This is a genomic window from Chachezhania antarctica, assembly GCF_003646465.1.
In the GTDB taxonomy this organism is placed as follows: Bacteria; Pseudomonadota; Alphaproteobacteria; order Rhodobacterales; family Rhodobacteraceae; genus Chachezhania; species Chachezhania antarctica.
The window spans coordinates 15,436-34,289 of the sequence record NZ_QZEX01000012.1; the positions used below are offsets into that span (position 1 = coordinate 15,436).

20 protein-coding genes, 1 pseudogene and 2 riboswitches are annotated in these 18,854 nt (G+C 65.2%); of the genes and pseudogenes, 14 read left to right on the forward strand and 7 right to left on the reverse strand.

Features of this window, described 5'->3' with window-relative positions:
• Nucleotides 1-138 precede the first annotated feature (138 nt).
• The 10 genes from D4754_RS19215 to thiE all read left to right on the forward strand — a co-directional run bounded on the left by D4754_RS19215 (nt 139) and on the right by thiE (nt 9,429).
• Nucleotides 139-711, forward strand: a complete 573-nt coding sequence (locus D4754_RS19215; protein ID WP_205589667.1) for an NADPH-dependent FMN reductase — start codon at nt 139-141, stop codon at nt 709-711.
• 94 nt (nt 712-805) lie between these two features.
• Nucleotides 806-2,077, forward strand: coding sequence for an LLM class flavin-dependent oxidoreductase (locus D4754_RS19220; RefSeq protein ID WP_071974386.1), 1,272 nt, complete (start codon nt 806-808; stop codon nt 2,075-2,077).
• Between the two features lie 253 nt (nt 2,078-2,330).
• Nucleotides 2,331-3,209 carry an MBL fold metallo-hydrolase gene (locus tag D4754_RS19225; RefSeq protein ID WP_071974385.1) on the forward strand — a complete coding sequence of 293 codons (879 nt, stop codon included), beginning with the start codon at nt 2,331-2,333 and terminating at the stop codon, nt 3,207-3,209.
• 53 nt (nt 3,210-3,262) lie between these two features.
• Nucleotides 3,263-4,000 carry an SDR family oxidoreductase gene (locus D4754_RS19230; RefSeq protein ID WP_071974384.1) on the forward strand — a complete coding sequence of 246 codons (738 nt, stop codon included), beginning with the start codon at nt 3,263-3,265 and terminating at the stop codon, nt 3,998-4,000.
• A 77-nt stretch (nt 4,001-4,077) separates the two neighbouring features.
• Nucleotides 4,078-4,779: a 3,4-dihydroxy-2-butanone-4-phosphate synthase gene (gene ribB, locus D4754_RS19235; RefSeq protein WP_205589668.1), complete on the forward strand. Its 702-nt coding sequence runs from the start codon at nt 4,078-4,080 to the stop codon at nt 4,777-4,779.
• A 60-nt stretch (nt 4,780-4,839) separates the two neighbouring features.
• On the forward strand, nt 4,840-5,607 hold the full coding sequence (locus tag D4754_RS19240) for an SDR family oxidoreductase (RefSeq protein ID WP_071974383.1): 768 nt from the start codon (nt 4,840-4,842) through the stop codon (nt 5,605-5,607).
• Nucleotides 5,608-5,632: 25 nt separating this feature from the next.
• Nucleotides 5,633-5,905 (forward strand): DUF1330 domain-containing protein, encoded by a 273-nt coding sequence (locus D4754_RS19245; protein ID WP_071974382.1) that lies wholly within the window; start codon nt 5,633-5,635, stop codon nt 5,903-5,905.
• 57 nt (nt 5,906-5,962) lie between these two features.
• Nucleotides 5,963-6,081, forward strand: a riboswitch (TPP riboswitch).
• A gap of 98 nt (nt 6,082-6,179) precedes the next feature.
• A complete protein-coding gene (thiC, locus tag D4754_RS19250) occupies nt 6,180-7,994 on the forward strand; it encodes a phosphomethylpyrimidine synthase ThiC (protein ID WP_071974381.1) in 1,815 nt (604 codons plus the stop codon).
• A complete protein-coding gene (gene thiM, locus D4754_RS19255) occupies nt 7,991-8,794 on the forward strand; it encodes a hydroxyethylthiazole kinase (RefSeq protein ID WP_071974380.1) in 804 nt (267 codons plus the stop codon). The genes thiC and thiM overlap by 4 nt, the downstream gene beginning before the upstream one ends.
• Nucleotides 8,791-9,429 carry a thiamine phosphate synthase gene (thiE, locus tag D4754_RS19260; RefSeq protein WP_071974379.1) on the forward strand — a complete coding sequence of 213 codons (639 nt, stop codon included), beginning with the start codon at nt 8,791-8,793 and terminating at the stop codon, nt 9,427-9,429. Before thiM ends, thiE begins: the two co-directional genes overlap by 4 nt.
• Here the strand turns inward: thiE and thiD are convergent.
• Complete coding sequence (thiD, locus tag D4754_RS19265) at nt 9,418-10,122, reverse strand: bifunctional hydroxymethylpyrimidine kinase/phosphomethylpyrimidine kinase (protein ID WP_083545807.1); 705 nt, start codon at nt 10,120-10,122, stop codon at nt 9,418-9,420. The genes thiE and thiD overlap by 12 nt on opposite strands.
• A gap of 30 nt (nt 10,123-10,152) precedes the next feature.
• Between thiD and tnpA the strand changes: the two genes are divergently transcribed.
• Genes tnpA through tnpC form a run of 3 tightly spaced genes read left to right on the forward strand, consistent with a single transcriptional unit; the run spans nt 10,153 to nt 12,530 of the window.
• On the forward strand, nt 10,153-10,572 hold the full coding sequence (gene tnpA / locus D4754_RS24585) for an IS66-like element accessory protein TnpA (protein WP_420837224.1): 420 nt from the start codon (nt 10,153-10,155) through the stop codon (nt 10,570-10,572).
• A complete protein-coding gene (gene tnpB, locus D4754_RS19275) occupies nt 10,566-10,919 on the forward strand; it encodes an IS66 family insertion sequence element accessory protein TnpB (protein ID WP_121066846.1) in 354 nt (117 codons plus the stop codon). Before tnpA ends, tnpB begins: the two co-directional genes overlap by 7 nt.
• Nucleotides 10,920-10,973: 54 nt before the next feature.
• A complete protein-coding gene (gene tnpC / locus D4754_RS19280; protein WP_121066849.1) occupies nt 10,974-12,530 on the forward strand; it encodes an IS66 family transposase in 1,557 nt (518 codons plus the stop codon).
• Nucleotides 12,531-12,558: 28 nt separating this feature from the next.
• Here the strand turns inward: tnpC and D4754_RS19285 are convergent.
• A pseudogene (locus tag D4754_RS19285) lies at nt 12,559-12,711 on the reverse strand (bifunctional hydroxymethylpyrimidine kinase/phosphomethylpyrimidine kinase); the annotation flags it as partial.
• Nucleotides 12,708-13,157: an NUDIX hydrolase gene (locus D4754_RS19290; protein WP_071974376.1), complete on the reverse strand. Its 450-nt coding sequence runs from the start codon at nt 13,155-13,157 to the stop codon at nt 12,708-12,710. The gene D4754_RS19290 and the pseudogene D4754_RS19285, both read right to left, overlap by 4 nt.
• Before the next feature lie 34 nt (nt 13,158-13,191).
• A riboswitch (TPP riboswitch) is annotated at nt 13,192-13,308 on the reverse strand.
• A gap of 99 nt (nt 13,309-13,407) precedes the next feature.
• Between D4754_RS19290 and D4754_RS19295 the strand changes: the two genes are divergently transcribed.
• Nucleotides 13,408-14,559 (forward strand): HPP family protein, encoded by a 1,152-nt coding sequence (locus tag D4754_RS19295; protein ID WP_121066852.1) that lies wholly within the window; start codon nt 13,408-13,410, stop codon nt 14,557-14,559.
• Between the two features lie 15 nt (nt 14,560-14,574).
• Here D4754_RS19295 and panC read toward each other — a convergent pair whose 3' ends face one another.
• The 4 genes from panC to D4754_RS19315 form a co-directional block, all read right to left on the reverse strand.
• Complete coding sequence (gene panC / locus D4754_RS19300) at nt 14,575-15,462, reverse strand: pantoate--beta-alanine ligase (RefSeq protein WP_071974374.1); 888 nt, start codon at nt 15,460-15,462, stop codon at nt 14,575-14,577.
• Nucleotides 15,459-16,286 carry a 3-methyl-2-oxobutanoate hydroxymethyltransferase gene (gene panB / locus D4754_RS19305; RefSeq protein ID WP_071974373.1) on the reverse strand — a complete coding sequence of 276 codons (828 nt, stop codon included), beginning with the start codon at nt 16,284-16,286 and terminating at the stop codon, nt 15,459-15,461. The genes panC and panB overlap by 4 nt, the downstream gene beginning before the upstream one ends.
• Before the next feature lie 124 nt (nt 16,287-16,410).
• The gene (nadC, locus tag D4754_RS19310) at nt 16,411-17,271 is read right to left on the reverse strand and encodes a carboxylating nicotinate-nucleotide diphosphorylase (protein ID WP_028288506.1); all 861 of its coding nucleotides are present in this window, start codon (nt 17,269-17,271) and stop codon (nt 16,411-16,413) included.
• Nucleotides 17,268-18,851: an L-aspartate oxidase gene (locus D4754_RS19315; RefSeq protein ID WP_071974371.1), complete on the reverse strand. Its 1,584-nt coding sequence runs from the start codon at nt 18,849-18,851 to the stop codon at nt 17,268-17,270. The genes nadC and D4754_RS19315 overlap by 4 nt, the downstream gene beginning before the upstream one ends.
• Nucleotides 18,852-18,854 lie beyond the last annotated feature (3 nt).

Here is an 18,854-nt window from a genome sequence, read left to right on the forward strand (position 1 = left end):
GCGTTCGCTGAGTGAACAGAAGACAGTTAGTTTTGCGATGTTGTCGGGATGAGTAATAACCTCATTCTTGTCGATGCTGCGAAACGCCAGAGAGAGTGAGGCGGCGGCTCGACTGAAGGCCTAGGGAGGACATCTTCAATGATGAGAGAAAAGAACCGCCCCCTGATTCTGGGGGTCGGTGGAACTTTGCGGAATCAGTCCACCGGGCAAAAAGCCCTGCACCATGTGCTTGCACGAGCCGAGGAGCGCGGTGCCCGCACAAAACTGATTTCCGGGCAGGCGCTGAACCTACCGCTTTATTCGCCCGAGTCTGCCGAGCGCAGCGCGGCCGCCCAGGAGATGATCGCGCTGATGCGCGAATGCGATGGGCTGGTCTTGTGCTCTCCCGCCTTTCACGGCTCGGTCTCCGGGCTAGTGAAGAATGCGCTCGATTATACCGAAGACATGAACCGCGATGCCCGCGTGTATTTCGATGGGCTGCCGGTGGGCTCGATCGCTTGCGGCGCAGGTTGGCAGGCCGCTGGTCAAACGCTGTCCGCGCTTCGCGCCATTGTCCATGCGCTGCGCGGCTGGCCGACGCCAATGGGCGGGATGATCAATTCCACCCAAAAAGTCTTCGATGACGCGGGTGTCTGTGTGGATGCCGCCGTGCGCTTCCAACTCGACACAATCGCCGATCAGGTCACGGAGTTTGCCATTCGCAAGAGTTGAATGACCCGCCCGATTCGCTTTGGAGGTGGAGGGCGGGAACATCGGAAAGACATCGCCCCGGCGTTGATACGTAAATCAAGAAAGGAGAAAACACATGCGATTTGGAGCGTTTCTGCTACCGGCTGCGGCCGCGAAACACGATGAGTTACAATCAGAGCAGTACCCAGGAGCCAACCCGACTTACTACCAGCGGTCGCTGAACGAACACGCCCGCGTGATCAAGCAGCTCGAAGACCTCGGCTTTGACTTCGTCGCCTTTTCGGAGCACCATTTTCATCTGGAAGGCTTGGAGATTTCAAACAATCCGATCCTGCTGGGTTCCTGGGCCGCCGGCTTCACCAAACGCATCCGCATCGGCCAGATGGCCACCGTGCTTCCGGCGCGCAATCCGATCCTCGTGGCCGAGGATTTGGCGATGCTGGATCATTTCTCCGAAGGCCGCATGTTCACCGGCTTTGCGCGGGGCTATCAGGCACGTCACGTCACTACGATCGGCCAGAAGAACGGCGCCGTGGCGACCTTTGCGACCGATCCCGACTACGCCACCAACGATGCGCGCAATCGGGAACTCTTCCAGGAATCCTATGACGTGATCAAAGGACTCCTGAACAACAGGACCTTCTCGTATCAAGGCAAGCATTGGCAGATTCCGCCCGAAAACGTGAAGTGGGATCACCCGAAGACCAAAAAAATGGCGCCGGACATGGTTGATGGCGATATCCTGAAAAAGATCGGCATCGCGCCGAACACCCTTCAGGATCCCTCGACAATCGAAATGATGGTGCCCTTCACGCTCAGCCCCAACACCATGAAATGGGCGGCGCAGGAAGGGGCCTGGCCGATCGTCTTCACGCCCATCGACGAGACCCTGCGGATGTGCCTCGATGCCTACCATTCCGAGGCAGTGGGCCGCGACCCCAACGTCAAATGGGGTCAGAACGTGGGTCACTTTCGCGACATCGTTGTCGCCGATACCGACGAAGAGGCCTTCAATATCGGCAAGGACGCGCTTGGCTATATCTGGACCGGCTGGCACGATCACTTTGGCTTCAACGAGGCGCTGCGGCGCCCGGGCGAAGAGGGGCCGATCCCCAACACCTATGAATCGATGGTGGATCGCGGCTTCGCGATTGCCGGCTCGGTAGATACCGTGGCCGCCAAGATGGAGAAGATGATCGAGACCTACGGCATGGAAATGATCGTGCCCTGGATCGGCGTTGGACCGGGCCCGGTCGACAAACTGCTGCGTTCGAACGAGTTGCTGGTAGAGAAAGTTCTGCCGAAGCTCGGCATCAAGCTGGAACAGCGCAAGCCGACCTTCCGCAAAGAACTGCGCGAGGGCACTTGGCGCGATCAGCCGCTCTGATACCCTCCGGCTTCAGGCAATGAAAAAAGTCCCTCGCGCCACTGCGATGAGCGGCGCAGGGGCGCGAGGAGATCGGATGCTGACTCCCGTCAGGTATTTCATGGGTATATTCGGACCCGATGGCGATGCAGAATAGTGCTTCAGCCGTATCATAACGGTCTTGAACCGGACGGCCGAATTGTCCTGATCGCGCGGACGCGGGGGCTTGGCGTCTTCGCAAACTAATAAGAGACACAACGCGGAGGAGACGCAAATGACTGACGACCAATCGATCCGGCAAGCGCCGGGCATTTACCGCAGGCGCGTGGGCGACTTTGTGGTCACGGCGATCAACGACGGTATCGTTCCGGTGCCGGCCGAGGTAATGGTCGGCATGGCGCCCGACGAGGTGAAGAAAACCCTGGAAGGCCGCTTTCGCCCCGGCGATCCGCATATTACCATCGGTGCCTATCTGATTGAGAAGGGCGGTTCGCGCACGTTGGTGGACACCGGTGCACGCAATCTGATGGGACCGACGCTCGGAAAGGTGGTGGACAATCTGGCGGTGGTTGGGGTGACACCTGACCAGATCGACCGCATTGCCTTGACCCATATCCACGCTGACCATGCCGGCGGTATGCTGGACGACGACGGGGCTGCGATCTTCCCGCGGGCCGAAGTCTTTCTGTCGGTAGACGAAGAGAAACATTGGCTTGGGGGTGAGCCGCCGACCGACGAAGTGGGCGTATCCGAACAGGTCAACTCCTACGCGCCACAGCTGCGCAAGGCCTATGGCGACCGCTGGCACGCAATCGGCGAGGAAGAGATCATTCCCGGCATGCGCCGCGAAGCCTTGCCGGGCCACACCCCTGGCCACAGCGGTTATCACCTGTCCAGCGGTGACGAAGAACTGCTGATCTGGGGTGATATTACCCACGTGCCGGTGGTGCAGATTGCCCGTCCCGACGTCGGTCTGGCTTTTGACGTGGACGTCGACCTTGCCCGCAAAACGCGGCATCGTATCCTGGATCGTATTTCTGCGGACCGTCTGGCCATCGGCGGGATGCACCTGGAGTTCCCGGGCTTTGGTCATGTGGTGCGCAATGGATCGGGGTACGAATACGTGCCAGATTTGTGGATGCCCGACATCTGAGAAAACATGTGACCGGCGCGGCTGGTGTTGCCGCGCCAACCAAGGAGGCGGCGATGCAGGGCGATGTAACCAATGGCGGGGAAACGCAGCGGGCCAAGGTCGCCGTGGTGACGGCGGCGAGCTCGGGCATCGGGCTGGGCGCGGCCCGCGCATTGGCGGCGCGCGGCTGGTCACTCGTGCTGATGTCGCGTTCGGAAAAGATCGAAGCCGCGGCCGCGGAACTGGGCGCAACGGCCCTGCGCGGAGACGTGACCAACGATGACGACATCGCCCGGCTCATTTCGACCGCGATGGATCTTCACGGACGGATTGATGGCGCCGTCATCAATACCGGCCATCCGCCCAAGGGAGAAATCCTGGAGCTCACCGACGACGACTGGCACACTGCGATGGAAATCATCCTGATGCCGACGGTCCGCGCGATGCGGCACCTGGCCCCGATTTTTGCGCGGCAAAAGTCGGGAGCGGCGGTATCGGTCTCGACCTATGCCGCACGTGAACCGGAACTGACCTATCCGTTATCGGCGGTCTTCCGGGCCGCGTTGTCAGGCTTTCTCAAGCTCTGCGTCGCCCGCCACGGCGGCGAAGGCTGGCGGATCAATGCCGTGCTGCCCGGCTTCGTCGACAATTATCCCAGCAAACCCGAGGCGCTGGCGAAGATCCCGATGGGGCGATATGCGGCAGTCGAATATGAAATGGGTGCGACGATTGCCTTCCTGCTTTCCGAGGACTCCGGATACATCACCGGCCAGGGCCTGCTTGTGGATGGCGGGCTAGTCCGGGCGATCTAAAGGGAAGGAAAGCGAATGACCCAAATCGCAGGAAAGACGATCCAAAGCTACTGTACTGGAACTGCCGAGGTAACCCAATGAACACGATGGCGAATGTAGTCAGCCTGAATCTGCTGGAAGGCGAGATCGTTTCGCCGATTGTGCTGGATAGGGTGGAGGATGCGATCACCGCGATTGCGCGCGGCGAGATGGTGATCGTCGTTGATGACGCTGACCGCGAGAACGAGGGCGATCTGATCATGGCCGCTGACGCGGTCACCCCTGCCGACATCAACTTCATGGCGACCGAGGGGCGGGGGCTGATTTGTGTGTCACTGTCCGCCGAGCGCCTGGAGCAGTTGGACCTGCCGCAGATGGTGGGGAACAACACCGAGTTTCTCAGCACCGGGTTCACAATCACCTGTGATCTGCGCGAAGGGACAACCACGGGAATTTCGGCGTCTGACCGGGCAAAAACCATCCGTGCGCTGACCGACGCCAACCGCGTGCCGGGCGATTTCAACCGTCCCGGCCATGTCTTTCCGCTGCGCGCACACCCCGAAGGGGTGCTTGGACGTCCCGGACACACCGAGGCATCGCTGGACCTGTCGCGTTTGGCTGGGCGCTACTCCGGCGGCGTGCTCTGCGAGATTGCGCTGGCCGACGGCGAAATGGCTCGACTCCCCGACCTGGCGGCCTTTTCCCGCCGTTATGGGCTCAAGTTGATCTCGATTGAGGATCTTATCGCTTGGCGCCGGGTGAACGACAGGGAATCCGAAATCGGAAACACACCGTCCTGACCTGGCGGGACTGTGTGCACGGCCTGAGGCCCTGAGCCAGCCACGAACTGAGGATTTGATATGAGCAGAAATCAGGTTTGCGTTGTTGTCGGCGCCCGTTCCGGGCTGGGATTCGCCGTGGCCGAGGAAATGGCAAAACGCGGGTATGATCTGGTGCTTTCATCGCGCAATCCCAAAGAGGCCGCCGATACGCTGCGCGCTCGCCATGACGTGCGGATCGAAATTGTGCCCGGCAGTGTTGCCGAACCCGCGGTCGCGGCTGCATTGGCAGAAACCGCCAGCGGTCTGGGCGGGGCCAGTGCCTTGCTGCTCAACCACGGCGGACCGCCGGTCAAGCCGTTGATGGCCATCACGGATGAGGATTGGTCACAATCGGTCGAAATCATGGTGAATGGCCCTTTGCGTGTGCTGCGGGCGTTGGTGCCGCAAATGCAGGAAGCCGAAAGCGGACGGGTTGTGGCGGTGTCGTCTTTTACCGTCAAGTCGCCCTATGCCGGTATTGGCCTGTCAAACAGTCTCCGCGCCGCGCTGGTCAATGCGCTCAAGACGGCGGCACTTGAACTCGGGCCGGAAGGGATCATGCTCAACGCCCTGGCGCCGGGATATGTTGAAACAGGCCGTATTCGCGAGTGGAACGACTCCTACGCGAAGCAGCGCAATATCGGTGTCGATGACGTGCGCGCGCAGACCTTGGCGACGGTTCCATTGCGCCGGTATGGAACGCCCGAAGGCTACGCGCGGATGGCCGCGTTTTTGTTGTCGGACGACAACGACTATATTTCTGGTCAGCAGATCCTGTATGATGGGGCGCTGGTGACCGCGAACTAGACAACAAAAACACGGAGAAGGCGAAATGCCGGCACTGGTTCTTGCAAGAGTGAAGATAAGTGACGCCGAAGCCTACAAGGAATACGCAGCCCGTTCCAGTCCGGCGGTGCAGGCCTTCGGGGGCCGGTTCGTTGTTCGGGGGGCAACGCCAGAAAAGTTGGAAGGCGAGGATGACAGTCTGCGCACCGTCGTCGTGGAATTCCCCGATATCGAAACCGCCCGGGCGTGGCACAAGTCTGAGCAATATACCGAGGCGCGCGGATTCCGGACAGTCTCAAATCACCCGCCCGAGTGGTAACGATAATGGCCCCTCTTATCATGCGTTGACATTTGCGCGCGCCCAGAACAGCCTGCGGGCACTCACCCGGGGGGTCTCGACAAGAGGCTGAGATACTGCTGGCACCCGTGCAGCGCAGTGACCCGATGAACCTGATCCAGTTCACACTGGCGTAGGGATGGTGCACTGGCCGCGCGGGCCCCGACCACTTTCGTGGAGGGCTATTCCCACACCGGCAATCCCATTCGACGCGGAACTGGGTCTCCAACGCTTTGAGCTATGGAGGCTCCGACCGATGAAAGATCTCACCCCAACCGTCACCACGGGCCCGCTGCCCGCGTCGCGCCGCGTCTGGCACGCGGGCACCCGTCACCCCGATATCCGCGTGCCCATGCGCGAGATCGAGCTGCACCCCACGGCCGGGGAACCGCCCGTCACCGTCTATGACAGCTCGGGCCCCTATACGGACCCGGAGGCGACGGTCGCCATCGACCGGGGCCTGCCGCGCCTGCGCGAGGGCTGGATCGCGGCCCGTGGCGATACCGAAACCTACGACGGGCGCCATGTGCAGCCGGCTGACAACGGCTTTGCCGAAGGCGCGCGACTGACGCCGGAGTTTCCCGTTCGCAACGCGCCCCGTCGCGCCACGCAAGGTCGGGCGGTGACCCAGATGGCCTATGCCCGCGCGGGCATCGTCACGCCCGAGATGGAATTCGTCGCGATCCGCGAAAACCTCGGGCGCAAGGCGCAGGCAGAGGCCCATGCACAGACATTGGCGCGCGACGGCGAAAGTTTCGGTGCGGAAATTCCGGATTTCATCACGCCGGAATTCGTGCGTGACGAGATCGCCAAGGGCCGCGCGATCATCCCCGCGAACATCAACCATCCCGAGGCCGAGCCGATGGCGATCGGGCGGAACTTCCTCGTCAAGATCAACGCCAATATCGGCAACTCGGCGGTGACCTCCTCGATGGCCGAGGAAGTGGAAAAGATGGTCTGGGCGACCAGATGGGGCGCCGACACGGTCATGGACCTGTCGACGGGGCGCAACATCCACAACATCCGCGACTGGATCCTGCGAAACTCGCCGGTCCCGATCGGCACGGTGCCGCTGTACCAGGCGCTGGAAAAGGTCGGCGGCATCGCCGAGGACCTGAGCTGGGAGGTCTTTCGCGACACCCTGATCGAACAGGCCGAGCAGGGGGTGGATTACTTCACCATACATGCAGGTGTGCGGCTGCACATGATCCCGATGACGGTGAACCGGGTGACGGGGATCGTGTCGCGCGGGGGCTCGATCATGGCAAAGTGGTGCCTGCACCATAACCGCCAAAGTTTTCTGTACGAGCATTTCGACGAGATCTGCGAGATCGCGCGCGCCTATGACGTGTCCTTCTCGCTCGGTGACGGGCTGCGCCCCGGTTCCATCGCGGATGCCAATGACGAGGCGCAATTTGCCGAGCTTGAGACCCTCGGAGAGCTGACGCAGATCGCCTGGGCGCGGGATTGCCAGGTGATGATCGAGGGGCCGGGCCATGTGCCCATGCACAAGATCAAGGCCAACATGGACAAGCAGTTGCAGGTCTGCGGCGAGGCGCCGTTCTATACGCTCGGGCCGCTCACAACGGACATTGCGCCGGGATACGATCATATCACCAGCGGCATTGGCGCGGCGATGATCGGCTGGTTCGGCACGGCGATGCTTTGCTACGTGACGCCGAAGGAACACCTGGGCCTGCCAGACCGCGACGACGTGAAGGTGGGCGTCATCACCTACAAGATCGCGGCCCATGCGGCGGACCTCGCCAAAGGCCATCCGGCGGCACAGATCCGCGACGATGCGCTGAGCCGCGCACGGTTCGAATTCAGGTGGGAGGACCAGTTCAACCTCTCGCTCGATCCCGAAACCGCTCGGTCGATGCATGACGAGACCCTGCCGAAGGAGGCCCATAAGGTCGCGCATTTCTGTTCGATGTGCGGACCGAAATTCTGCTCGATGAGGATTTCCCACGACATCCGCGCCGAGGCGCAGAAGGACGGCATGGCCCGCATGGCCGAGAAGTTCCGCCAAGGCGGAGACCTGTATATCCCGCTGGAGGACAAGGCATGAGCCAGGCACCGGACACCCTTCTGACCGCGCTGCGCGCCACGCCGCCGCTGGTGCAGTGCATAACCAACTACGTCGCCATGAACATCGCCGCCAATGTGATGCTGGCGGCGGGGGCCAGCCCCGCCATGGTTTTCGACGTCGAGGAGGCCGAGGAATTCGCCGGGATTGCCGGAGCCGTGACGGTGAATATCGGCACCCTGTCGCCGCCCTTCGTCGCCGGAATGCACGCTGCAATCCGGGGCGCGCGAGGTGCGTGGCGGCCCTGGGTGCTGGATCCGGTGGCCTGCCAGGCGACGGCCTATCGCCGCGAGGTTGTGCAGGCGCTGGTGGCCGAACGCCCGACGATCATCCGGGGCAATGCCTCGGAAATCCTGTCGCTGGCCGGAGAGGCAAGCAAGGGGCAGGGCGTCGACGGGCGTGATCCAGTCGCGGCGGCGGAAGAGGGGGCGCGTCGGCTGGCGCGCAGCAGCGGTGCCGTGGTCGCCGTGACGGGCGAGGTCGATTATGTCACCGACGGCACCCGCGCAGTGCGGGTCGAGGGTGGTTCGCCTTTCATGCCGATGAACACCGCCCTGGGCTGTTCGCTGACCTGCCTTTGCGGGGCCTATGCTGCGGTGGCCGAAGACGCCTTCGACGCCGCCGTCGCTGCGCTTGCGCATTTCGCCGTTGCGGGGGCGAAGGCGGATGAGGGCGCCTCGGGGCCGGGCAGCTTTGCGCCCCGGTTCCTCGATGCGCTGGCGGCGGTCACCCCGGCGGACCTGTCGAGGGCGGCGATTTACGACGCGGCGGTTCCCGCGTGAGGCGCTGCCCTGACCTCTCGCTTTACCTCGTGCTTGATCCCGGCCTGTGCGCCGGGGTCGGCTTGGTCGAAACCGCCCGCGCTGCCGTCGCGGGCGGGGCGACGGTTGTGCAACTGCGCGACAAGGCGGCAGGCACCGCGCGGATGATCGAGACTGGCCGGGCACTGAAGGCGGCGCTGGCCGGAACCGGCGTGGTGCTGATCGTGAACGACGACGTGGAGGCCGCCGTTGCGATTGGTGCGGACGGGCTGCACATCGGGCAGGGCGACATGGCCGTGACCGAGGCCCGCGCCCGGATCGGTCCGGCGATGGTGCTGGGCCTGTCGGTCGAGACACCCGCGCTGGCCGCCGCCGTCGATCCGGCGCTGGTCGACTACATCGGTGCGGGGCCGGTCTTTGCCACGCCTTCCAAGCTGGATCACAAGGCGCCTGTGGGTTTCGAAGGGCTGGCGGCGCAGGTTGCTGCCAGCCCGGTGCCCGCCGTGGCGATCGGCGGGCTGAAGGCCGAGCACGTGGCGCAGGTCCTGAAGGCCGGCGCGCAGGGCGTCGCCGTGGTTTCCGCCATCTGCGGCCAGCCCGACCCCGAGGCCGCCGCCCGCGCCCTCAGGGACAGGATCGACGCGCTAACCGTCTGACGCCCAGAGCGCGTGGAAATGATGCACCGGCCCGTGCCCGTGGCCCACGTCCAGCGCATCGCTTTGGGCCAGCGCCGCATGCAGGTAGGCCTTGGCGCGGGTCACGGCCTCGGCCATGTCGTGATGCGGCAGGAGCGCGGAAATGGCCGAGGACAAGGTGCAGCCCGTGCCGTGATCGTTGGTCGTGGTGATGCGGGGCGCGCGCAGGGTCTGGATACCCTCGGGACCGGCCAGCAGGTCGGTGCTGTGCGCGCCCTCCAGATGCCCGCCTTTAAGCAGGACGTACTCGGAGCCGAGAGACAGGAGTTCGGGCAGGGCGGCGGTCATGGTCGCGGCGGTCCAGTCGTCGGGACGGTTCAGCAGGACGGCGGCCTCGGGCAGGTTCGGCGTGATGACCGTGGCCAGAGGCACCAGCGCCTCGCGCAGCGCCGAAACCGCTTCGGGATCCAGCAGCGCGTGACCGCTTTTCGCCACCATCACCGGGTCCAGCACGATGTTGCGCGCCGCGTGATGGCGCAGCCGGTCGGACACCGCGCGGGCGATCCCGGCGTTGGCGATCATGCCGATCTTCACCGCGTCGATGCGCACGTCCTCGAGCACAGAGTCGATCTGGTTGGCGACGAAATCTGGGTCAAGCGCCTGGAAGGACCGTAAGCGGCGGCTGCACCCCACGTTGTAGATGAGCTCCGGCACTGCGAGGTGATACCCATCTCATGATGTGGAGTGCGTTTCGCAATGTGCGCGACAAATTCGTTTCTCAGATCTCTGGGCGTCGAGATCTACGGGTCAGGTCATCGGCGCTGGCCGGACGACGTGAAGGCTCGTGCTGTGGCAGAGACCCTGGAGCCGGGTGCGACTGTGAATGCGGTTGCCGGTCAGTATGGCATCCGCCCGAACCAGCTCTCGGCTTGGCGGCGTCTGGCAAAGCAGGGGCAGCTGGTTCTCCCTCCGGCGGAGCTCGGAGAGCCGGCCTTCGCGCCTCTGGTCATTTGCGATCCGACGGAGACGCCCGAGCCTTCCGACGCGAAGCCCCAGCAGGTGATCCGGATCGTCAAGGGAACGACCCGGATAGAGCTGTCGCCCGACACGTCGGCAGATCGGATCGCCGCGATCGTGCGTGCTCTGGAAGCGCCCACATGCTGATGCCGTCCCAAGGGGTCCGCATCCTGGTGGCGACGAAGCCGGTAGACTTCCGCAAGGGGCATGATGGCCTGGCAGCCCTGGTGCAGTCGACCTTGGCCGAAGATCCGTTCACCGGGACGGTCTTCATCTTCCGAGCGAAGCGTGCAGATCGGATGAAGATCCTGTTCTGGGACGGCAGCGGTCTCGTCATGGCTTACAAACGACTGGAGGAGAGCACCTTCACCTGGCCCGCGATCCGGGATGGTGCGATGACCCTGAACCGCGCCCAGTTCGAAGCGCTGTTCGCCGGGCTGGACTGGCGGCGAGTGCGGTCTCTGGAGGCGCGCGCCCCCGCTGTGGCAGAGTGACTCAGGGCGGGGAAAGCCGGTCTGACGAACGCAGGAGCGGGGTATGATCCCCCCATGTCCAGCGCCCCATCCCTCGACCTGTCGGCCATTCCGGAAGACCAGCGTGACGCTGTTCTGGCCGTGCTGCGCGAGCGCGATGCACTCAGGGAAGCCAACAAGCGCCTTGAGCACCTCGTCGCCGAACTGAACCAGGTCGTGCATGGCAAAAGGTCCGAGAAACTGAGTGAGGACGAGCGGCAGCTGGCCTTCGAAGATCTGGAAACTGCCGTCGCCGAGGCAGAGGCCCAGCAGGATGAAGACGCCCCGGCCACGTCCGGTCCGCGGCGATCCAAGGTCGCCCGCCGCAATCGGGGCAATCTGCCTGAGAGCCTCCCCCGGATCGAGCAGGTGATCGAGCCGGCCAGCCTGGAGTGTCCCTGCGGCTGCGGCACGATGCACCGGATCGGCGAGGACCGCAGCGAGCGGCTGGACATCGTGCCGGCCCAGCTCCGCGTCATCGTGACGGTTCGACCCAAGTATGCCTGCCGTGCCTGCGCCGAAGGGGTCACCCAGGCGCCAGCCCCTGCCTTCCTGATCGAGGGCGGGCTGCCGACCGAGGGCGCCATTGCGCATGTGCTCGTCGCCAAGTTCGCCGACCATTTGCCTCTCTATCGCCAGAGCCAGATCCTCGCGCGTTCCGGAATCGACCTTCAGCGCAGCACGCTCGCCGATTGGGTCGGCACGGCGGCCTTCCACCTTGCCCCGGTGGTCGACCGGCTCGCCGAGCACCTGAAGGGCTCGGGCAAGCTCTTCATGGACGAAACGACGGCGCCGGTTCTGGAGCCCGGGCGAGGCAGGACGAAGACTGGCTTCCTCTGGGCGCTGGCCCGAGACGATCGGGGTTGGGGCAGCGATGACCCGCCCGGCGTGGTCTTCACGTACCACCCGAGCCGCGCCGGCGTGAACGCGGAGCAGATCCTGCAGGGCTTCGACGGCATCCTGCAGCTGGACGGCTATCCCGGCTACGATCGACTGACGCACCCCTCGCGCACGGGAGGCGCGCCGATCACGGTTGCACATTGTTGGGCACATGCGCGCCGAAAGCTGAAGGAAGTCTTTGACCGCGACGGATCGGAGATCGCCGCCGAGGGGCTGCGCCGGATCGCCGAGTTCTACCGTATCGAAACCGAGATCCGCGGCATGGGACCGGGACAGCGCCTGTCGGCGAGACAGACACGCACCGCGCCGCTGGTGGCCGAGTTCGGCGAATGGTTGCAACTCCAGCGCCGCCGGGTCTCCGCCAAGTCCCGCCTCGGAGAGAAACTCGCCTACATCCACCGGCAGTGGGACGGGCTGCAGACCTTCCTGCAGGACGGCCGCGTCGAGATCGACTCCAATGCCGTGGAGAACCTCATCAGGCCGATCGCCCTGACACGGAAGAACGCACTCTTTGCTGGGCACGATGAAGGCGGACGCACCTGGGGGCGCATCGCCTCGCTCATCGCCACGGCAAAGATCAACGGGATCGAGCCCTTCGCCTACCTCAAGGCGACGCTCGAGGCGATCGCGGCAGGCCATCCTGCGCACCGGATCGACGAGCTGCTACCCTGGAACTTCAAGCCGTCCAGCTGAACTCCGGTGGGGCGTAGACGCCGCTTACGAAGGACCGAACGCCGCAGGTGTTTTGCGCCACCACGGCCGTGACGACCGAACAGGCATAGGCGCCAAGCGCCGACATGGTCTTGATGTCGGCCTGGATGCCGGCGCCGCCGGACGGGTCCGTGCCCGCAATGGTCAGGACGTTGGCGATCATGTCGGTGCCCCCGCCATCAGGGCTGCGGCCTGGTCCGCAACTGCGCCGACATCGCGGCTGAGCGCGAGGCTGCCATCCGTCAGCGCGGCAAGGTCGATCCAGCGCGCCTCGAGCGCGTCATCTGCGGCAACCGGAACCCCGGCGATCCAGCGGAACAGAACGGCGATCAGGATGAAATGGCGGCGCAAGGTGCCGGTGCCGTCGTGATCAAAGGCGTCGAGCGCCGTGATCACCCGCAGCGGGTCTGCGGAAACGCCGGTCTCCTCGGCCAGTTCGCGGATGGCTGCGTCGAACAGGGGTTCGCCCTGGTCAATCTTGCCGCCGGGAAATCCCCAAAGGCCCGCATCGGGCGGATTGGCGCGACGCACGAGAAGGACCTGGGTGTCGCGCACGACTACGGCGATGGCCGCCGGGATCGGGCGCGGGTCTGTCGGTTGATATGGCAAGGCGGCCTCGTCATTCTGAGGCCGGCAAGGGCAAGAGAGCGCTGCGATCCTGTCCCTTCGCCGGCATGATCCGGATCAGGTTCAAAGGGTCACCGCGCTGCAATCGCCAGCGATATCTCAGCCCCTTGTCGGGACACCCCTAGGTGAGCGGCAGCTTATCAGGCTGAGCGCCCGGTTCAATGCCGTGCGGATGTGCTTGCGACTGCCGTCGCTTGCTGAAACTTTAGGCAAAACAGACAAGGCAGCAGTCATGGAGTCCCTGTTCCGTTCGCTTGGCCCGGTTATTGGCCGCCCCTCGCCAGCCGAAGCCCTTCGCGCCGGGATCGGCGCCCTGATCGGGCTTGGGGTGACGGGCGCATTCCTGTTGTCGCCCGTGGTCGACCTGACGCTTGGCCTTTACCTGATTGCCCCGTTCGGTGCGACGTCGGTCCTGCTGTTCGCAGTGCCCAACAGCCCGTTGGCGCAGCCGTGGTCGGCGGTGGTGGGCAACACTCTCGCGGCACTGGTCGGTGTGGTGGTCTGTTCCGTGGTCGCTGACCCTGTCCTGCGGATCGCCCTTGCGGTCGGGCTGACGATTACGGTCGGCATCCTGTGTCGCGCGATCCATCCCCCGGCGGGTGCGGTCGCCATGACAGCGACGATGAGCCCGGAGGCGGTCGAGCGACTTGGACTCTGGTTCGCGATCGCGCCCGTCGCCACGGGCACCCTCGCGCTGTTCGTCTGTGCTGCGATCTACGCCCGGCTCACGGGGCGCAGATATCCATTCCGCCAGTTCGATGAGCCAAGTCGCCACCGCACCGAAGATCCCGATCCCGCCAAGCGCATCGGGCTGTCCCGAGAAGAACTGACGGAGCTTCTGGATCGCTATCGCCAGTCGTTCAACCTGGGTGTCGAGGATCTGGCGCGATTGATCGGCGCGGCCGAGTTGCAGGCCGCCGCGCACCGGACAGGTCCGCTTCTGGCGACCGACGTCATGTCGCGTGATCTGGTGACCATTGGCCCGGACACTCCGCTGTCAAAGATTGCGGACCTGTTCAGACATCATCGCTTTACCTCGCTTCCGGTGACCGGGGTCGAGGGGCGTTATCTTGGCGTGATCTTCCAGATGCACCTGATCGACCGAGCGCGCGAGGATGCGCTTCGGCTCGACCGTGGATATCTCGCGGCGTTTCGGCGCCTGATCGACCAGGGTCGCACGCAGCCGGTCCGAGCCAAGGACATCATGAGCGTCGCCGGGCCTCGGGCGGTACCGGCGACTCCGGTCGGGGTGCTCCTGCCGATGATGGCCGATGGTGATGTCGATGCGGTGCCGGTCCTTGAAAAGGGCCGGATCGTCGGCATCGTCACCAGGACGGATCTGATCGCCGCCCTCGCGCGGTCCGGGCTGCGGGCACAGGGCTGAGAGGCGGCGGCCCGGTCAGGCCGGTTCGAGCGGGTGATCTTCGGGAGTCGGGACGCTTGCGAGACCCGCGACAGGGACATTGTCGATCAGGCGCACGCCATCGAGCCAGGCGGCCAGGAAAAGGCGACCGGGGCGGTCTGCCCTGGTCATCAGCTTGAGGTCGGGATCGCTGCGCAACTCCAGGTAGTCGATCGTGTCGAACCCGGCAGAGAGCAGCGCCGCCCTGGCGTTATCGAGGGCCTGCGCAACTTGTCCGCCGCGGGAGATGACACGCGCGGCGTCGTCCAGGACCTGGGCGATCACCGGCGCAATTTCGCGTGGCCCGGGCCCGAGCCGGAGGTTGCGCGACGACATGGCGAGGCCGTCTTCCTCGCGGATGGTCGGACAGCCGACAATCTCGGTCTTCAGGTCCAGATCCTCGGCCAGGCGGGTCACCACCTGCAGCTGCTGGTAATCCTTTTCCCCGAAATATGCCCGGTCGGCATCGCACTGCAGGAAAAGCTTGGTCACCACCGTGGCCACGCCGTCGAAATGCCCCGGCCGCGCCCCGCCGCACAGGCCCGCGCTGACACCGGTCACCGAAATCGTCGTGGCAAAGCCGTCGGGATACATCTGCGGGCCGTCGGGCACATAGAGGACATCCGCGCCATAGGGCGTCAGCTTTTCGGCATCGCTGTCCTCGGTCCTGGGGTATTTGGCCAGATCCTCGGGGTTGTTGAACTGCTTGGGGTTCACGAACAGTGTCACGATCACCCGGTCATTCTCGTCGCAGGCGCGGTCGACCAGGCTCAGATGACCGGCATGCAGCGCGCCCATGGTCGGCACCACACCGATGCTGTCCCCGGCGCGACGCCAGCTTTGCGTGAGGGCGCGCAGCTCGGCCTTGGTGCGGATTATCTTCATGTGCCTGGTTCCTCCTGGGAAAAGACATGTTCGGGGGCGGGGAAGCTGCGGGCGCGGACCTCTTCCGCGTAGGTGCGGATGGCGGTACGCGCCTCGCTGGCCAGGTCGCCATAGCGTTTCACGAACTTCGGCTTGAAGGCGTCGAAAAGGCCCAGCATGTCGTCGATCACCAGGATCTGCCCGTCACAGCCCGCGGACGCCCCGATGCCGACCGTGGGAATGTCGATACCCGCGGTGATCTGATCCGCCAGAGCGGCGGGCACCTTTTCCAGCACGACCGAGAAGGCCCCGGCGCGGGTCACCGCACGGGCGTCTTCCAGGATCCGGTCCGCATCTGCGCCGCGCCCCTGCACCTTGTAGCCGCCAAGCGCGTTTACTGCCTGCGGCGTCAGGCCGATATGGGCCATGACGGGGATGCCGCGATCGACGATAAAGCGGATCGTGTCCTCCATATGCGCGCCGCCTTCCAGCTTGACTGCGCCGGCACCGGTTTCCGCCATCAAGTGGGCGGCATTGCGAAAGGCTTGGGCCGGGCTTTCCTCATAGCTGCCGAAGGGCATGTCGACGACCATCAGCGCGCGGCTGAGGCCACGGGCGACGGCGCGGCCGTGCAGCACCATCATCTCCATCGTCACGCCGAGGGTCGAGGGCAGCCCGTGCAGCACCATGCCGACGCTGTCACCGACCAGAACCAGATCGCAGTCCGCGTCCGCCAGCTGTGCCACGGGGGTCGTATAGGCGGTCAGGCAGACCAGCGGATCGGCCCCCTTGCGCGCACGGATGTCGGACGCGGTGAGGCTGCGTTGCGGGGCGGATTGGCTCATGTCGGTCCTCCTCAGACAGGCTTCCGTGGGGTTACCCGGTTCGACATTATTTCGCAAGTGCAGCGTAATATTATTGCGATTCAATATAAGAAAAAGCCATATATGTGCGTGATGGGTTGTGGACTCAGAAGTCCAGTCCCAAGTCCAGCACCTGCGCCGAATGGGTCAGCGCACCGGATGAAATATAGTCCACGCCCGTCGCCGCGACCTCGGCGATGCGGTCCAGCTTCATGTTGCCCGAGGCCTCCAGCACCACCTGACGGGCGGTCATGTCCACCGCCTTCGCCAGCATTGACGTGTCCATGTTGTCCAGCAGAACAACGTCTGCGCCACCCTCGTCCAGGACCTCGGCCAGCTGGTCCAGGCGGTCGACCTCGATCTCGCAGCGGATCATGTGGGATGCCCGCGCCTTGACCGATTGCAGCACGGGGCGGATGCCACCGGCGGCCGCGATGTGGTTGTCCTTGATCAGGATCGCGTCGGACAGGCCGAAGCGATGGTTGAACCCGCCGCCATGCAGAACGGCCTGTTTTTCCACGATACGCAGGCCGGGGGTCGTCTTTCGGGTGCAGGTCACGCGGGCGTCGGTGCCGCGCGTTTCGGCCACGAAGGCGGCGGTCAGCGTGGCGATGCCGGACATGCGCCCGGCAAAGTTCAGCGCGACCCGTTCGCCCGACAGGATCGAGGCCGCGTCGCCCGTGATCTCCATCAGCAGGTCGCCCGGCGCGATCACGTCGCCATCGACCTTGTGCGTGGTGATCTGCAGCGCGGGATCGACCAGCCGGAACGCAAGCGCGGCCATTTGCAGACCCGAAACCACGCCCGGTTCGCGGGCATTCAGCCGCGCGGCATAGGTGGTGCCGGCAGGAATGACGGTGCGGGTGGTGATGTCGCCGTAGGTGCCCAGATCCTCGATCAGCGCGGCGCGGACCAGCGGTTCAAGGATCAGGTCGGGCAGGGGGGGCATTGTTGCGCTCTGGTTCATGCCGGTTCCTTTCGGGTCATGGTCGCGCGGATCGCCAACGCGTCGGTCAGGGTCATCAGCGACCGTATGCCGGTTGCGCCATCGGGGTGGGGAAAGTCCGACCGGAAATGCGCGCCCCGGCTTTCGCGGCGCAACAGCGCGGCGGCGGCGATCAGGGTGGCGGTGGCGGTCATGTTGGCCAGCGTCTCGCACCCGGGTTGGGCGGCTTCGATCGCGGCGATGTCGGTCAGCGTGCGGGTCAGCCCGCCGGCCGTGCGGATCACGCCGGCACCATCGGTCATCGCCTGCCGCAGCCGGGTGACCAGCGCAGGGTCGGGCGTTTCGGCGGCGGGAAGATCGGGCAGGGTGACGGGCGCGGCCGCCCTGGGCGCGGGCAGGGCGGCGTCGATCGCCAGCGCACAGCGGCGGCCATAGACCAGCGCCTCAAGCAGCCCGTTCGAGGCCAGACGGTTCGCGCCATGCAACCCGGTCGAGGCGACCTCTCCACAGGCCCAGAGGCCGGGCAGGGTGCTGGCCCCGTCGGCATCCGTCGCCACGCCGCCCATGTGGTAATGCGCGGCGGCGGCCACGGGGATCACCTGCGTCACCGGGTCCAGCCCGGCCTGCTGGCAGGCGGCGGCGACGGCGGGGAAATCTGTCAGGATCTTCGCGCCCAATGCCGCGCGGGTGTCCAGCGCGGGGGCCAGCCCGTCCTGTGTCTGGGCATAGACGGCGCGGGCCACGATGTCGCGCGGGGCCAGTTCGGCATCCGGATGCGCCTCCACCATGAAGCGGTCGCCGTGGCGGTTGACCAGAACGGCCCCTTCGCCGCGCAGTGCCTCGGTCGCCAGGGGGGCGGGATCAAGGCCGCAGGCCATGGCCGTCGGGTGGAACTGCACGAATTCCGCATCGGCGATCTGTGCACCGGCGCGGGCGGCCATGCCGATCACCTGACCCCGGATGCGCGGCGGGTTGGTGGTAAGGGCATAAAGCCCGCCCGAACCGCCCCCCGCCAGCAGCACGGCGGTGCCGCGCAGGGTGACGCTGGCGCTTTGCCCCTGATCGCAGCGGACGACGGCTACGCCGGTGACGCGGCCGCCCGATACCTCAAGCGCCGTGGCCATGACGCCTTCGAGCACCTGGATATGGTCCGCCTCGCGCACTTGGACGGTCAGGGCGCGCATGATTTCCGCCCCGGCCTGATCGCCCTGCACCCGCACGACGCGGGCGAAGCTATGCGCCGCCTCGCGCGACAGAACATAGGATCCGTCGGCGGTGCGGTCGAAGGGCGTGCCCAGCCCGGTCAGGTCAAGGATGTGATCGCGCGCCTCGGCGGTGACGGAAGAGGCCACGCCTGGATCGACGGTACCCGCGCCGGCGGTGACGGTATCGCGGGCATGGGCATCGGCGCTGTCCGCCGGGTCCATCGCTGCCGCCACGCCACCCTGCGCCCAGGCCGAGGACGCGCCCGTCCCCAAAGCCTCGGGAGAGATCATCAGCACGGGACGCGGGGCCAGTTTCAGCGCCGCATATTGCGCCGCCAGTCCCGCGCCGACGATGATCACGCGGCCCGTTTCGATCGGCGTTTCGATCGGGGTCATCGC